This is a genomic window from Paenibacillus sp. NPDC056933 (assembly GCF_042674385.1).
Lineage (GTDB): Bacteria > Bacillota > Bacilli > Paenibacillales > Paenibacillaceae > Paenibacillus.
In genome coordinates, this window is the sequence record NZ_JBHUQN010000010.1 from 19,794 (window position 1) to 35,351 (window position 15,558).

Annotated in this window: 14 protein-coding genes; all 14 read right to left on the reverse strand. The window is 49.2% G+C overall.

Features of this window, described 5'->3' with window-relative positions; all coding sequences use genetic code 11:
- Positions 1 to 100: 100 nt before the first annotated feature.
- Complete coding sequence (gene ftsH, locus ACFTRD_RS31170) at positions 101 to 2,146, reverse strand: ATP-dependent zinc metalloprotease FtsH (RefSeq protein WP_192272260.1); 2,046 nt, start codon at positions 2,144 to 2,146, stop codon at positions 101 to 103.
- A gap of 101 nt (positions 2,147 to 2,247) precedes the next feature.
- Entirely contained in the window at positions 2,248 to 2,787 is a 540-nt protein-coding gene (hpt, locus tag ACFTRD_RS31175; protein ID WP_192272258.1) for a hypoxanthine phosphoribosyltransferase, read from the reverse strand.
- A gap of 52 nt (positions 2,788 to 2,839) precedes the next feature.
- Positions 2,840 to 4,279: a tRNA lysidine(34) synthetase TilS gene (gene tilS / locus ACFTRD_RS31180; RefSeq protein WP_379386806.1), complete on the reverse strand. Its 1,440-nt coding sequence runs from the start codon at positions 4,277 to 4,279 to the stop codon at positions 2,840 to 2,842.
- 44 nt (positions 4,280 to 4,323) lie between these two features.
- Complete coding sequence (locus tag ACFTRD_RS31185) at positions 4,324 to 5,271, reverse strand: serine/threonine protein kinase (RefSeq protein ID WP_379386808.1); 948 nt, start codon at positions 5,269 to 5,271, stop codon at positions 4,324 to 4,326.
- Positions 5,255 to 6,007, reverse strand: coding sequence for a vWA domain-containing protein (locus ACFTRD_RS31190; RefSeq protein WP_379386810.1), 753 nt, complete (start codon positions 6,005 to 6,007; stop codon positions 5,255 to 5,257). Before ACFTRD_RS31190 ends, ACFTRD_RS31185 begins: the two co-directional genes overlap by 17 nt.
- An 85-nt stretch (positions 6,008 to 6,092) precedes the next feature.
- Positions 6,093 to 8,600 carry a stage II sporulation protein E gene (spoIIE, locus tag ACFTRD_RS31195; protein WP_192272249.1) on the reverse strand — a complete coding sequence of 836 codons (2,508 nt, stop codon included), beginning with the start codon at positions 8,598 to 8,600 and terminating at the stop codon, positions 6,093 to 6,095.
- A gap of 500 nt (positions 8,601 to 9,100) precedes the next feature.
- Positions 9,101 to 9,628, reverse strand: a complete 528-nt coding sequence (locus ACFTRD_RS31200; protein WP_024633724.1) for a S1 domain-containing RNA-binding protein — start codon at positions 9,626 to 9,628, stop codon at positions 9,101 to 9,103.
- 198 nt (positions 9,629 to 9,826) lie between these two features.
- Positions 9,827 to 10,162, reverse strand: coding sequence for an FtsB family cell division protein (locus ACFTRD_RS31205; RefSeq protein ID WP_379386813.1), 336 nt, complete (start codon positions 10,160 to 10,162; stop codon positions 9,827 to 9,829).
- A gap of 12 nt (positions 10,163 to 10,174) precedes the next feature.
- Complete coding sequence (gene yabQ, locus ACFTRD_RS31210; RefSeq protein WP_379386815.1) at positions 10,175 to 10,744, reverse strand: spore cortex biosynthesis protein YabQ; 570 nt, start codon at positions 10,742 to 10,744, stop codon at positions 10,175 to 10,177.
- The gene (gene yabP, locus ACFTRD_RS31215; RefSeq protein ID WP_192272245.1) at positions 10,741 to 11,025 is read right to left on the reverse strand and encodes a sporulation protein YabP; all 285 of its coding nucleotides are present in this window, start codon (positions 11,023 to 11,025) and stop codon (positions 10,741 to 10,743) included. Before yabP ends, yabQ begins: the two co-directional genes overlap by 4 nt.
- Before the next feature lie 174 nt (positions 11,026 to 11,199).
- Positions 11,200 to 11,478 (reverse strand): RNA-binding S4 domain-containing protein, encoded by a 279-nt coding sequence (locus ACFTRD_RS31220; RefSeq protein ID WP_024633720.1) that lies wholly within the window; start codon positions 11,476 to 11,478, stop codon positions 11,200 to 11,202.
- Positions 11,478 to 11,750, reverse strand: a complete 273-nt coding sequence (locus ACFTRD_RS31225; protein WP_017691362.1) for an HU family DNA-binding protein — start codon at positions 11,748 to 11,750, stop codon at positions 11,478 to 11,480. The genes ACFTRD_RS31220 and ACFTRD_RS31225 overlap by 1 nt, the downstream gene beginning before the upstream one ends.
- A gap of 420 nt (positions 11,751 to 12,170) precedes the next feature.
- Entirely contained in the window at positions 12,171 to 13,664 is a 1,494-nt protein-coding gene (gene yabN, locus ACFTRD_RS31230) for a bifunctional methyltransferase/pyrophosphohydrolase YabN (protein WP_379386819.1), read from the reverse strand.
- 175 nt (positions 13,665 to 13,839) lie between these two features.
- Positions 13,840 to 15,540, reverse strand: coding sequence for a putative polysaccharide biosynthesis protein (locus ACFTRD_RS31235; RefSeq protein ID WP_379386821.1), 1,701 nt, complete (start codon positions 15,538 to 15,540; stop codon positions 13,840 to 13,842).
- Between the last annotated feature and the right edge of the window lie 18 nt (positions 15,541 to 15,558).

A 15,558-nucleotide genomic window follows, 5' to 3' on the forward strand; every position in this document is an offset into this window, starting at 1 on the left:
CGGATATCTGTATCTATATAATTTGAATTAATTCATAAAAAAAAGAGAGCCCTAGGGCTCTCTTCAAGATCTGCTTTGCTTAGCCAAATCGTTTTATAACTTAAGAGGTTGGCTTCGTTCCACCATCATCCGGGCCATTGCTGTTTCCTTTGTCCAGATTCGGAGCTTCGTTAGGAATATCTCCAGCTGGTGGCTCAGGCGTTTCCTCTTTACCTTGGATACGGACGCGTACATCACCGATGTTGTCAATGATCGCTTCTCCGCCTTCGCTAGGCGTACCTTCACCATCGTTGCTGTTCTCTTCTTTTGGAGTCAGGGAACCTGTCTCGATCAATTGCTTGATCTGATCCATTTCCAATGTCTCCACTTCCAGCAACGTTTGAGCGATCAGATGCACTTCTTTCGAATGTTTAACAAGCAAGTCTTTACACTTCTCATAACATTCGTTAATGAAGCGTTGCATTTCCTGATCGATCTCGTAAGCAATGGAATCCGAGTAATTCTGTTCGTGACCGATATCACGACCCAAGAATACCTGTCCCTGCGAACTACCAAACTGCATAGGTCCCAATTTCTCACTCATACCGTATTCCATAACCATGCTACGGACAATCCCCGTCGCTTGTTGGAAGTCACTGTATGCACCCGTACCGATTTCACCGATAAACAGTTCTTCGGAAACACGGCCGCCAAGGAGTCCAGTAATTTTGTCCAGCAACTCTTGCTTGGTCACAAGCATACGATCTTCTTTTGGTAACATGATTACATATCCACCCGCGCGTCCACGCGGAATAATAGTAACTTTATGTACCATATCGGCATGTTCCAGGAAGTAACCTACAATGGTATGACCTGCTTCGTGATAAGCGACAATACGTTTCTCGCGATCACTGATGACACGGCTTTTCTTCTCCGTACCTACAATGACACGATCAATCGCTTCGTCTACCTCTTTCATGGAGATATCTCTTCTGTTACGGCGCGCCGCAAGCAATGCCGCTTCATTCAGGAGATTTTCCAGATCTGCACCGGAGAATCCGGTCGTGCGCTTCGCAATAATGTCCAGCTTCACATCTTTAGTGAGTGGTTTGTTGCGTGAGTGTACTTTCAGAACCGCTTCACGACCTCTTACGTCAGGGCGATCAACCGTAATTTGACGGTCAAAACGTCCTGGACGCAGCAAGGCAGGGTCCAGAATATCAGCACGGTTCGTTGCTGCAACGATGATAATACCTTCATTGGCACCGAATCCGTCCATTTCAACGAGCAACTGGTTAAGCGTTTGTTCACGTTCGTCGTGACCACCGCCAAGGCCAGCACCACGCTGACGTCCTACAGCATCAATCTCATCGATAAAGATGATACATGGGGCATTTTTCTTCGCATTTTCAAACAAATCACGTACACGAGATGCACCGACACCGACAAACATTTCAACAAAGTCGGAACCGGAAATACTGAAGAAGGGTACACCCGCTTCACCGGCAACGGCACGAGCGAGCAATGTTTTACCGGTACCCGGAGGACCGACAAGCAATACGCCCTTCGGAATACGAGCGCCTACTGCTGCGAACTTGCGAGGGTCCTTGAGGAAGTCCACGACTTCAACAAGCTCCTGTTTCTCTTCGTCAGCACCCGCAACGTCTTCAAACGTAACCCGCTTCTTCTCTTCGTTATAAAGACGGGCACGGCTTTTACCAAAGTTCATTACTTTACCGCCGCCGCCTTGAGCCTGATTAAACAGGAAGAAGAACAGCAGGAACATAATGATCAAAGGAATAAAGGAAGTCAGCAACGTCAACCAGATGCTGTCACCTTTCATTGGTTCCTGATGATATTGGAATTTGTTCGTTTCGCTTGCAGCTACAAGCTCACTAATCGCCTCATCCGTAGGAGGAATATACGTTGAGAAATTTTCTGATTTGGCTCCGTCAGGCGTCTCCCTATATTGTCCGGTCACGAGATACGTCTGACCGTTGAATTGAACTGTCAATTCAGAGACGTTGTTGGCCTTGATTTGCGCGCGTAACTGATCATATCTAGGATTATCGGTGGCTTCGCCGCCATTGCTGACGAACTGGACTATCCCCACCACAACTAAAAAAAGAATCAAATAAAAACCAGAATTCCGGATGAACCGATTCATCCCCTACCTCCTCTCGAGACACTTTAATTATTTTAACATAGCCCGACATGGCTTCTCAACAGAAGCCACCAACAGATCAGGGCTTGGGACTAGCTTAAACACTAGTTACTGTAAATTTCCGGTTTCAATATCCCGATGTAAGGGAGGTTCCGGTACTTCTCGGCATAATCCAGACCATATCCAACGATGAATGCATCTGGAATGTCAAAGCCTGTGTAATGAGCTTCAAGTTCCACTTTGCGACCTGAGGGTTTGTCAAACAGCGTGACAACACGAACAGACTCGGCACCGCGGTTTTCCAAGAGTTCAATCAGATAGCTGAGTGTAAGCCCACTATCGATAATGTCTTCTACGATCAGAACTTCGCGTCCTTCAACGGGTACATCCAAATCCTTAATGATTTTGACAACGCCAGATGATTTGGTGGAAGCACCGTAACTTGATACTGCCATGAAGTCCATCTCAACATGCACCGTAATGTTCTTAACCAAATCAGCCATAAATATAAACGCACCCTTGAGCACACAAATGACCAAAGGATTGCGATTTGCATATTCGGCACTTAGTGTTGCGCCTAATTCCTTGACTTTACTCTGAATCTCTTCTTCACTGATCAATACTTCCTGAATGTCGTTCTGCAACTGTGCGAACCTCCTAAGTTATACTATGAAAGCCTTACCTGAACCATAACCACTACCCCTGAATCGCTGAATCGCCTACAGTCATGTACAGGATTGCGGAAGTATCCTCCTTGACAGGAGCTACACTGGACCGGCGAACGCCCGGTAACCAGATGATATTGCCTGCTCCATCACATACCACGGGAACCCGTGAACGGACAGAAGGGGGGATTTTCTCATCAATGAAAATATTTTTCACCTTTTTGCTTCCGTTTAATCCCATCACTTTCATGGTATCTCCAGGTAACCGTGAACGCACAATCAGCGGCATAAGCAGTTGATCCGCATCAAATGCGGCTTGATCCGCCGATTCCGGTACATGATAGTCCTCGGGACTCATCGGAACAAGCCGAACATGTCGGTCGATTTCCGTGAGAGAAAGCTCATAAGATCCGCTCCATTGAGCAAGACGATATTCGTAAGATTGATCCTGTACGTCAGTCCGTATGCCGAAAGAGATCAGATCATACTCCCGGGTGCAGGCGAGTGTCTGTCCTATATCCAGGCTCCAGGTCGTCGCGTCAGGCTGAATTACCTTGCGGCGAATGGTCTCAATACGGGTAAAGTCGACAAAATCACTGTCCAAAGGCAGATAATTCAATATTAGTTTAATCAACCTTCGTTGTAAAGCGACATGTAACTTCAAAAAGGAAGGCACCTCAAAGGTTTGCCTTCCGCCGTTCGCCTGCACTAGACACCTGTATGCGTCATATGCACCTTGTTCGATGAAATCGTCTTCATCGCCCACAATTTCGGCAAGTCGATTCAAAGACGGCGTGAGCTGTCCATTATATTGCCCCAAAAAAGGAAGCACATCCAAGCGAATGGCATTACGCCGATATTTACGCAGGGAATTGCTTTCATCATTAAAGTACAGAAAACCCTGGGTATTACAAGCTTCTACAAGGTCTGTCTTGTTTATACGAAGGCATGGACGAATAAGTTCCACATTTTTTTCTCGCCGTTTAAACTTCATTCCCGCGAGTCCGGTTAGGCCACTTCCACGCAGTAAATGGAGCATAACCGTCTCTGCCTGGTCGTCTGCATGATGGGCAAGCGCAATGCTCGCCGCATTGTATCGGGCAGCTACTTCATGCAAAAACTCATATCGTTTGTTGCGCGCGGCCTCCTGCGGGCCTTGACCGGTAAGCTTCATATAAGTAGGCACATCGGCCTTCACCCATTCAAATGCAATGCCGAGCTGGCAAGCAAGCTCCTTCATCATCTCGGCTTCATGATCGGATTCACTCCGAAAGCCATGGTGTACATGGGCGCATATCAATTCCAGCGGAACATGTCTGGTACTGATCTCATGCATGATATGCAAAAAAGCTACCGAGTCCGGTCCGCCCGATACTGCGACGACAATCCGATCCCCGGGAACCCATAACTGATGCTCTTCCGCTGCATTCAGCACGTTATTCACCAGCTTGTTCCAGCGTAAAGCCTCCATACCTGTTCCTCATTCCTTACGTTATGTATATGCACGCTCAAAGGTCAGAATCGCAGTGCATAGATGAGTACCCCAATAAGTAATATAACGGATACAGCAAATGCATTTTTGAGCCAACGCGGAGTTGTACTTTGGGAACGACGACGAAGAGGAGAAGGGCGTACCATCATCTCTTTCCAGACTTTAGCCGCGTGTCCAGCGTCCTGAAACTGACCTCGCAACGCCTGGATTGTCCAATTTCGAAAAGGGGCGAGCCGTTCACTACGTTCCACCAGAGCTACGAGCTGGTTCACACTCCGCAGTTGTGGCAATCCTTCTGCGGCCAGCGCTTTGAGGGCGTCGGCTTCCAACACATGAATGAATAACAACGCAAAAGCAAATACATCATAGGTGCCATCTGCTGTGCGGCTGCCTGCATTCCAGAATCCCCGGTCATACCACTCGGTGAACTGCTTGACGCTACGACCAATAGAAGTAACCCCGCCATAATCGATCAGCTCTACCTGCCCATAATCGGACACCAGTACATTCTGAGGTTTGAGATCGCCAAATACCCATCCAGCTTGATGCAATTGGGCCAGCTTCTGCAATAGCCTAAGTCCAACCAATAGTGTCCAGTCTGTACCTTGGCGCCGAATGAAGTGGTGCAGAGATTCACCCCGAACATAGCGCATCACATAAAAGGGAATATCAAGGCCACGAACGGCATAGTCATCCACATCTTTTAAGTAGGAAGGAATGCCGCTCTGCCGAAGAGCCTCATGATTACGTTGCAATTGAAAAGATTTGAGCACATTAATTTCCGATTGCAGATCTACAGGATCAAATCCCATTTTAAGTGCATAATGTTTGCCATTCTCACCCCGCTGGACAAGAAAAACGATGCCGTTGGCTCCTTTGCCCAAAAGCTTCCGAATCGTATAACGACTGCGATTCCATTTCCCTGTTATGACTGTTCCTGGCGGGAAAGAGGCGTCAGACAACGTTGTCACCGAGCATCCCTTCTCTTTCAATGCGATAGTTCCCTTCTATTTCCTGCTGTTTCTCCAGTGTACCATAACGGTAAAAATCAATCACCCTTTGAATCGCAGGACCTGTCGGGGTTGCTCCCTTCATCTGCAAACGCCCAAACAGAGAACGTACACGGCTCGGATCAGTTGTCCAGTCGATGTCCATGACGGCTTCTTCTCCGCTATGTCGACCAGGAAAATGAAATACGGAAAGATGGCTCTGACCCATACGTGACTGCAAACTAAGCATTAAATCCCGAATTCCTTCTTCCACAGCAGCAAGCTTTGGCTTCATACTGGCACTAACGTCAATGAGAAGAATGACTTGCAGCGGTGTTGTCTCCGCCATATCCTCCATCACTTCAACCACCTGCGCACGTTTGGCTGGTTCAAGATCGGTTACCGTTTTGGGCTCGTGTTCTCCCAGTATTTGTGTTAACTCTCTATTAACCGCCTGCTGAATGGTCTGAACCACCGTTTTTCTTGTCATCATCTGCATCGTATGTGCAAGTTGTCTTGTACCTACGATCTGACTAATGCCGCCTCCAGCCTTGGCAATATCCTCAATCTCCCGACTCCCCAACTCACCAATGGTTCCATAATCGATGACACCAACCACATTGACTGTAATGCCCTCTTCACGTGCTTCCGCCGCAGCCAGAACCGGACTTGTGCCTACATTGGAACAACCGTCAGTGATTAACAAAATTTGTTTCATCCGATATCCCTCCGTTTTGGGTTACTCTCCAACTCTATGACTAGCATTGCCAGAATGAAGAGACTTCAAACCGAGGAATATGTGATTAACTGACAGTACGCGGACGCTCCATCCGGTTGATGCCAGGCACCCGCAGTGTGGCCCATTCAGGGCGAAAATGCTCTATTTTGCCTACAACTACGGTCATATCATCATAGATCTCGTGCTGCTGATATCGAATAACACTTTCAAGCAAACAGTCCGCTACCTCCTGAGGATCCTCGCTATCAATTTCCTGGATGAGACGCTTGATCCATAATTCTTTATTGACGGCATACCCCGGCGCATCATAGATCCCATCCGTCATCATAATCAAAATATCCCCTGGCTGAAGCTGTACGGTTACCAGATCCACTTCAATGTCCTTAATAATCCCAATCGGCAGATTACTGGCCGAAACCTGGATAACCTCCTGCCCTCGTTTAATAAAACTAGGAGTCGAGCCAATTTTCATAAATGTGGTCTCCGCTGTATATTCATCGATCAGTGCCATATCTACCGTCGCATACATCTCTTCAGGAGAACGCAGCATCAGAACGGAATTCACCGATTTGATTGCCAGCTTCTCATCCATGCCTGACTGTAACAACTGCTCCAGTATATTCAGTGCAGCACTGCTCTCCATACGTGCCCGTTCCCCATTGCCCATGCCATCGCTGAGTGCAACCGCAAATGTGCCGTTGCCCAGTTCAACTGTGCTGAAACTGTCTCCGGACATCACATCTCCCCCTTTGGCGGCAGCAGCAACACCCGTTGTGATCTCAAATGTTTTGGCAGAGCCAAATGTGACTGTCGCCAGCCCTTGGCGCGGGTCGAGCATCGTCTCACTCAAGACGGCAATATGCTCGTCCAGTACATCCGAGATCAGCGGAGCGATCATTTTCCGGCACTCGTCAAATCCGCGTGTATAGGCATGAACAATCTCGATTTCCACATTCCCCGCTTCCAGATTAATGATTTCAATAGAATGTATGGACAGACCTAACGATTCAAGCGCATCTCGAATCTGTTCCTCCTGTTGTACCATCTCCTCACTTTCCCGTTGAATTTCTTTCGCCAGGTCCTCCATCACCTGGGATACCCCTGATAATTGCTCTGCAACCAGCTGACGACTATCTATAATTTGACGTTTCCATTGCATGTTATGTTGATGCAGACCATACTGGGCGCGCATCACTTCAAGTACTTCCTCCGGTTTCGCACATACCCTGTTCCATTCCACCGGAATCTGCTTGCCTGACATCTCCGGGTTGGTTTCAATGGAACTCATCACATCCGTCATATATTTATAGGTCTGAATAAACTTCGCATCCCAGCACTGGGCCCGTTTAAAGCAACCCGAACATGTCCCTTCAGCTACAGCATTCATGAAATGCTCCATCCCGCCCTCGTTCTGTACCGGCTCCCCCGCCCCGGACATCTGATCGAAGCTTCGTGACAACTGACGGAATACCTGCGAGAAGCGAGTGACTCGTTCGGCGGTGACATCCCGTATTCGCTTCGCATATTCATGCTGCGATTTCGTGTGATCCTGTGTACCAGGAACATATTTGGAGATGGCCGTCATCATGCTCTTTGGCGTTAACATAAACAGAACAATGGCCGCACATGTCTCCCATAAAGAATTCATGACGTCTCCTGGTCCACCCAGGTAGATGGACAGAATAGAGGAACCCAGCAGCATGCCCAGTGCAACCGCCGCACGTTTTCCCTCTCTCAGCATACCCGCAAGCATCCCTGCAAAAGCAAGCAGGCTCATCTGATACACCGCTGACATATCGGCCAAACTCAGAATGAGGCCAGTAATGACCCCTACCGAGGCTCCGAGGGGGGCTCCGCCCACCAGTGCGAAGATCAGAATAAGATATCGGGATAGCATATGCTCGACCGACAGAGACTGAATGGTCCAGCCCACCGCCCCCGTCATCACAGAGGCCAGTAATATGATCAAACAGAGGATTTCCTCGTTTTTGAGGTTGAACTTTTTTTTGCGATAGGTGAAGATCGGTATGGCCTGTATGAAAACCAGAGTGAGCACGAAACTGAGTATAGAGTCCATCGTGAGCATCAGCATGGCGTACCAACTGAACGATGGCCCAATAACAACAGCGAACAACTTGACCATAAAAGTAGTCGTAAACACCATCGTCGGCGCATAAGATAATTCAGCGCGGTCATAAGACTCCAGTCCTCGGAACAACAGATAGAAAATTGCAAGTTCCGATGCTACGATGAGCGGTACCGGGAAAGGGGCAAAGAGGCTTCCGGCCAGCAACGCGGCGCCTACCGGAATAATATAATCCCTGCGCATAAAGGCAATGACCGCAAAGTAAGCGATCGCAAAGGGCGATAATTCATTCAGAATCATGGCTTTTCCGAGCAAGAATCCCATAAAGGTGAGGAGCAACACCCATTTACGGGCAGCAACGATCTGGACAGCCTTGCGGGAGCTAACCCACTGTTTGAGACGTACTGACAGCTCCTCACGAGCTTCTGTACCTCCTTTACCAGCTTTCATTCCCGGAAATTGAATGACATTCCACTTTTCCATCATCCTCAAGGCACCCCATTCGATTAAATGTTTTTTCGTGTTTCGTTCTCGATGGTTCTGATTATAGATAGAATAGAAGACGTAGTTTGTCACAATTGGTGGGCAGGCCCCAAAAACTTTACGACAAAAGAAACAGACACGGCGCGGTGGTGCGAAACCCCCGGCCTTATTATGGTTTCATCCATTTGGCACACACCCTTCCAACAAGGTACTTGTCTGATTTTGAACCGAAAGCGCTTCGTCATCGCCACGATCTGAGCAGGATACCTGTGGAATGCCATGGAAACCTGTCGGTAAAAAATAGTAGACGACAAATGTTCTTATGTACTTTTTTCCTGTGCAGAAAAACTGGGGATACGGAACCCCACTTTACAAAAACGGCTATAAATTCGGTCTATTGTCTATATGCAAACGATAACTGCAAAAGTTAAGGAAAAACGCAAAAAAACCGCCAGCCCCAAGGCTAACGGTTTTTCTTATATTTTAAATCAGGTTGAACCAGATTACACGCGTTTGGCTCCGCGGCCACCACGTTTGCCTTCTGTGTTCTTCTTCAACGAAGAAATCCGCTCTTCGCTATCTTTCAGGAAGCGTGACATTTTATCCTCAAATGAAGGTTTGCCTGCTGCGGGCTTGAAAGAACGGCCTCCGCGGTCACGGTTAAATCCACCACCACCGCCGCCACGGCCTTGGCCACCACTTGGGCCTCCACCGCTGAATCGTTCGCGATCTCCTCCACTGCGTTCCGGTCTAGGAGCTCTTGGGGGTCTGGACTGGGTTTGTTGCTCAACCGGTTTGTCAACAGCTTGCTTAATGGAAAGACCAATCTTGCCATCCTTGTCAACGTTGATGACCTTCACTGTAACGAGGTCATTAAGTTTCAGGTGGTCGTTGACATCTTTGACATAATTGTCGGCGATTTCCGAGATGTGAACGAGACCCGTGACACCTCCTGACAGATCCACAAATGCTCCAAAATGCGTGATGCCTGTCACCTTGCCCTCTAACTTGGTGCCCACTTCAATTGCCATAGAATAAAATGATCCTCCCTTAAAAATATACAACCCGATTTTTTGAATGCCAAAATCAATGCTGTGCTAATGTAATTATACCTTATGCCGCAAACCAAGGTCAACAGAGCTCTGCCCCTTAAGGGAGCCTATTTTTTCCGGTATGGCGGCTTCAGACATATAGATAACAAATCTTGCTCCGTAATGAGCCAAATTACATCAGTTCCCTGACTCTTCAACCTTAATTGGTGTTTCGTCAGGCAGATAGTATCCTCTTTTTCGTGCCAGTTGTCCTATGTATTCGGGATCCTTCAACCGGCTGACTTCATACTTCAACTGATCCAGCTTCTTCTCTGTTTCTTCCTTTGAAGCTTGCTGTGCCGCCAGGTGAGAACTCTTGTCCGAAATTTGTGCAGTCTGCACAAGGAACGTATAACCTGCCCAAATGATAAACACAACCATAAAAGTCATCCAAAGCATAAGACGCCTTTTTGCACCAGTAGATTTTCCTTGGCCTGCTTGTACTTTTGATTTGCTCATAGGTGTTTTACCCATTATTGGACCTCCTTAAAACCAGCGTTTCCACATCGCTGCAATACTTGAACCCGCACGGATCAGGAAGCGTGGCGTTACCCAGTGCTTCAGGAGCGGCCTAAACATCCAGCGGAACAACTTGCCGAAAGGTACCAAACATTGCAATACCAGCTTGCCCAGAAATAACAGGATTGCGAGTATAAAACCAAATAATACACGCAATAGCCTATAAAGCCCTTTTGCCGGCATAACGATCAGGATGTTAAGGATATGTCCACACCAATGAATCAGCGTTCTTGCGAGTTTAATTAACATTACCACAAAACGCTGGGTTGTAACACTTAAAAGCCAAAAATAGAAGCAAACCCCTATAATCAGCCCCAAAAAGACATAAAACCGCAGCTGTCCGTGATTACCGGCGTACAGCATCCGGAAGACGAACAGCGCGGAGGCGACCCAGTACAACAGATCTAGCGTGTGGACACTCCATCTCGGGAACCGCAGCTGACCGGACAGTACCCGGTAACTGTCGTAGGCCATCCCCATCACGGCTCCCGATATCAGCATCCACATCAATGTGATCCATTGAGTATCGGGACTCATCGGAACATCTTGCCGAACAGGCCTTTACCGTTCTTGGATTGGGAACCGGGGTCCAGATATTGCAGAGAACTGACCGTTCCCTCGATAGATAGCAAACCGTCCTCCAGGCTAAGGTTTTTGATATGTAAATTGTGCCCCCGGATGGTCAGATGCCCAAGTTCAGTTTGCAGTAAAAATTCCTCACTGTCGAAGCTCTCCACATTGGAGACACCTGTCAGATCCAGCAGTTTCCGATTCTGCATACTCAGATGATGCTGTTTCGTTTTATTTTGCTCAACCATGGCATGTACCCCTCCTTCTTACACCTAGCTTATGGATCAGAAGTGCGGAATAGAACCAAGGGCGGATGAAACGAATGTCAGATAAATACGCATCAAAAAAACGCCCCTCCCTCTAGGGGAAAGGCGTTCCATTTCATGCCATGAATGGAAACAAAAGCATGTCGGGCATTCCTATTACCAGTTCAACCCATTATCCTTGGCGATCGGCTCTTCCTTAACCAAGGTGTAGAGGCTGCTTGCCTCGTCCTTCTTGGTACTCTCGGCAAGGCGTTCTACCTTTACGGTGACCAGCTTTTGACCGAACTGAACCGTCAGCTCATCGCCCACTTTAACAGCGGCGCTGGGCTTCGCTTCGCGCCCGTTCACCAGAACACGTCCCTGTTCAGAGACATCCTTGGCAACGGTGCGACGTTTGATCAGCCGAGAGACCTTCAGGAATTTATCAAGACGCATTATTTTACGGCTTCTTTAAGTTTGTTGCCTGCTTTGAATGCAGGAACGGTGGACTCAGGAATCACGATTTCATTCCCTGTTTGTGGGTTACGTCCGGTACGACCGGAACGTTTGCGGGTCTCAAAAGTGCCAAAGCCGATCAATTGTACTTTGTCTCCGCTGGCAAGTGCATCTGTAATCTCTCCCAAAAAGCCGTTCAATACGGACTCAACGTCTTTTTTAGTCAAACCGCTTTTGGTGGAAATGTTGTTAATCAGATCTGTTTTGTTCATTTTTAAAAGCCTCCCAAATTGAAAAAAAAGTATCTGCGAATTCATGGCAACAGATCTGCTGCCGCTGACTCCGCGCTAGGTTACTACACATGTATTCTGGCTTGGCATCTGAAATCCTGCCTTGGCCCTCGACTTTTTTCACATTCTGTCGGTCCTGCCCAAGAACAGTCTAAGTCCAATACCCGAAACAACCCTCCATTAATCACACAGTGATCATTGGCGTTGCTTCGACTAACATAATACACATGATGTTCCTAAGCAATTTGCATAATTCGATTCATCTCGCTCCCGGGTACAAAATATAGGCGAATAGAAGCATTTCGATCTATATCTTGCTGATTGGAAGACCGCTCTTTGGATTTATGCAAAATGCTCACTATGTGAATGATATCGGATCAGCGCTCAAAATGCCAGAACCCTTTACAATCCAGCCTTCTTCGCTGCCTGCCAGTATTCCTCCATTTCATCGACATTACTGTCTGACGGAGTTCTTCCCTGTTCACGCAGGCGCTCCTCAATATACTGGAAACGCTGAACGAATTTCCGATTGGTGGCGGCAAGTGCCTCCTCCGGATCTGTATCAATGAATCTAGCGACATTGGCAGCTGCAAACAGTAAATCGCCCAGCTCCAGCTTCCGTTCTTCAGCAGATTGGTTATGCTGCACTGCTTCTTTCAGTTCGGCCAATTCTTCTTCGATCTTAGCAAAGACACCCTCCACATCATCCCAGTCGAAACCAACCTTGGCCGCTTTCTTCTGCAATTTATATCCTTTCATCAAAGCAGGCAAGTCACGGGGAATACCATCCAGCACGGAGGTCTTCTGCAGGTCCTGTCCTTTACGCTTTTTCTCCTCTGCCTTCATCTGTTCCCAGTTTTGCAGTGCCTCATTCGCATCACCTGCCTGGTGTTCGCCAAAGACGTGCGGATGACGGAAAATAAGCTTGTCGTTCAATCCTTCGATAACGTCGTACACGTTAAACGTGCCAACCTCTTCTTCCATCTGGGAGTGCAGCAAAATCTGCAACAGGAGATCACCCAGCTCTTCCTTCATGTGATCGGGGTCATCTTCATCAATGGTTTCAATAACTTCATAGGTTTCCTCAATCAGATTTTTGCGAATCGACTGGTGGGTCTGTTCCTGATCCCATGGACAGCCCCCTGGACTGCGGAGGATATTCACAATTTCATGCAATCGTGCGAAGGAACGTCGACGAAGCGCGTCATCTGTATTTTTTGGCACATAGATCAGTGAAAGATTACCGTACCCTTCAATACGGTCCAGATCATGCAGTGGCACCTTGTGAATGATCTCCTGCCCCTGTACACCCAAGGCATGTCCAACAAATACCGGATAATCGTCAGGATAAACGTCCATCAGGCACAATTTTACGTCGGAAGCGGTAAACACATCGTAGACTTGCCCGATCAAGGTATGAAGCCGGGGTTGCACCAGTTCCATATTCAGACTGCTGGCGTCCAGAAGCTGAAAACCTTCAATGGGGTCGAATCCCAGACGAATGAATGCTTCATCCAGAAAACTCTCTCCGCCCATGATACGCAGCGAAATGCCCATCTGGGGGCAGCGCTCTTTCAGCAGGCGTACACTCGCTTCTGCAACCATGGGATGCCCTGGCACGGCATAAACGATCTCAGTGCCTTGTTCACCCGTGCGTGCGGCATCGATCAGCCGATCTGCAATTTCATCGTAGACTTCGGGAAAAGAAGCCTTAGCCTCATAGATAGCATCAAAAGATGTCATCTCAAGCCCTTCCTGCTTCAGATCATTCAACACGGGATGATCCAGTGTACGCACAAACAGCGTGGCCGCATGTTTCATTTTTTTAATAATCCCTACCGTCAGCTGGTCTGCGTCTCCAGAACCAAGACCAACTACTGTCAAAGCTGCACTCATCTTTGTAAACCTCCATCCGAACCATCCTGTTCCGACTTCCCCATCCCTGGATCGCTTTCGATGTGGATGAGCCATGAAGCAGAACAGCGCTCTATAATTACACGTATTATACCAGAATCAGACGTTATCCTATAATTGCATATTCCACGGCGCTGGATGTAGACTCCGCGGGGGTTTAGCGCAGCACACGCAGTCTGCGCAGCAGCTTGGCCAGAAGCGGCCCCAGCTTGGGCACGGCCGCCAGCTCTGCGGCGGTCAACAGCCCCGTGAGGGCCGCGGCCAGCACGAACACGGCCGAGCCTGCGGCTACGCCAAGCAGGCTCACGCCCACCGCGGCCAGCCTGCGTTCGGCCGCGATGCCGATGCCGCCGAGCGCTGCTTCGGCGGCCCAAGCCGTGCCTGCCGCCGCCAGGCTCATGGCGGCGATGACGAGCGCCGGCTTCGCCAGGACGGCGCCAGGGGCCGGGCGCATGGCGGTGAGCCGCGCCAGCAGCGCCACATTGAGGCCAGCCGCCAGCATATAGGCGACTGCGCCTGCCAGAGCCGCGCCGCTGATGCCCAGCGCCGGCACAAGCATGACGTTCAGCAGCGCCTTGACGCCTGCGGCGGCCAGCATGCTGAACGCGGGTGCGCGCACGGCGCCGAGGCCTTGCAGCAGCGCCGCCGCAATGATGCTGACGGTGCTGCCCGCAGCCATCAGCGCCATGTACCGCAGAGCTTCGGTGCCTGCGGCATCCCCGTACAGCATGCGGTTGATTGGCTCAGCCAGCACCGCCAGTCCCGCGGACGCCGCCAAGCCGATCAACCAGAACCAGCGCAGCGCAAGGCCTGCTTGCTGCCTCACTGCTTCCGGCCCGCCCTTGAGCCGGGCTTCGGCCATCGCCGGAATAAAGAGCACAGATAGTGACGTCGCAAGCATCGTCACCAGTTGAACTAACGGCAAGCCCCGATTGTAAATCCCGAAGGAGACCATGGATTGAAGCTCATCCAACCCTTCTCGTCTTAATAAACGGGGTACCGTAAAGGTATCCACCAGATTCATCAATGGCACGGCCAATGATCCGAGACAGACCGGAATGGCATAGATCAGCAGCGTCCGAATCCATTCGCTGTTGGAACGCCGTTCCACGGGAAGAAGGCTGCTCCCCCCGCTTCGGTGTTCCTTGGTTTTCTGCATTTGCTCAGCTGTGTCAGCATCTTTCTTAACAGTGAACTGTTCCCGATTTTTCCGTCGATGACGGTACATATAACCAAGCATGGCGACTAATCCGGCAATGCCTCCAGCCACCGATCCAAGCATGGCCCCAGCCGCGATGGTCTCCATCGAAGCATTTCGCCCCATGAGCCATAGTAAAAGCACGATCATCACCGTAACCCTGACCATCTGCTCCACCACTTGGGACACCGCTGTAGGCACCATTTGCTGCAAGCCCTGAAAGTAACCACGCAATCCTGTCATCACCGGTACGAACAACAATGCCATGGACGCTGCGCGAATGGAAGATACAACACTTCCATTACCAATAAGATCCCCGATAAAGGGTGCGCCTATATACATTAACAAAGCCAATACTAATCCAATTCCACCAAGCAGCATTGAGGATAAACGTACAATCCGCCTACCCTCCTCCGGCCTACCCATTGCATTCTGTTCCGCTACAAATTTGGATACAGCTACAGGCAATCCGGCAGCCGCGATCGTAATAAGAAGCATATAGAACGGGTACACCGTGTTGTAGATCCCAAAAACCCCGTCTCCGCCGAGATTTTGCAGCGGGATCTTCTGAAAAGCACCAATGATTTTGGATATAATAGCGGCAAACCCAAGCACAAAGGCGCCCTGAAGCAACCTTGAGCCTGTAGACGACTGTTTCATATGTCCCTCCTGCGTGTC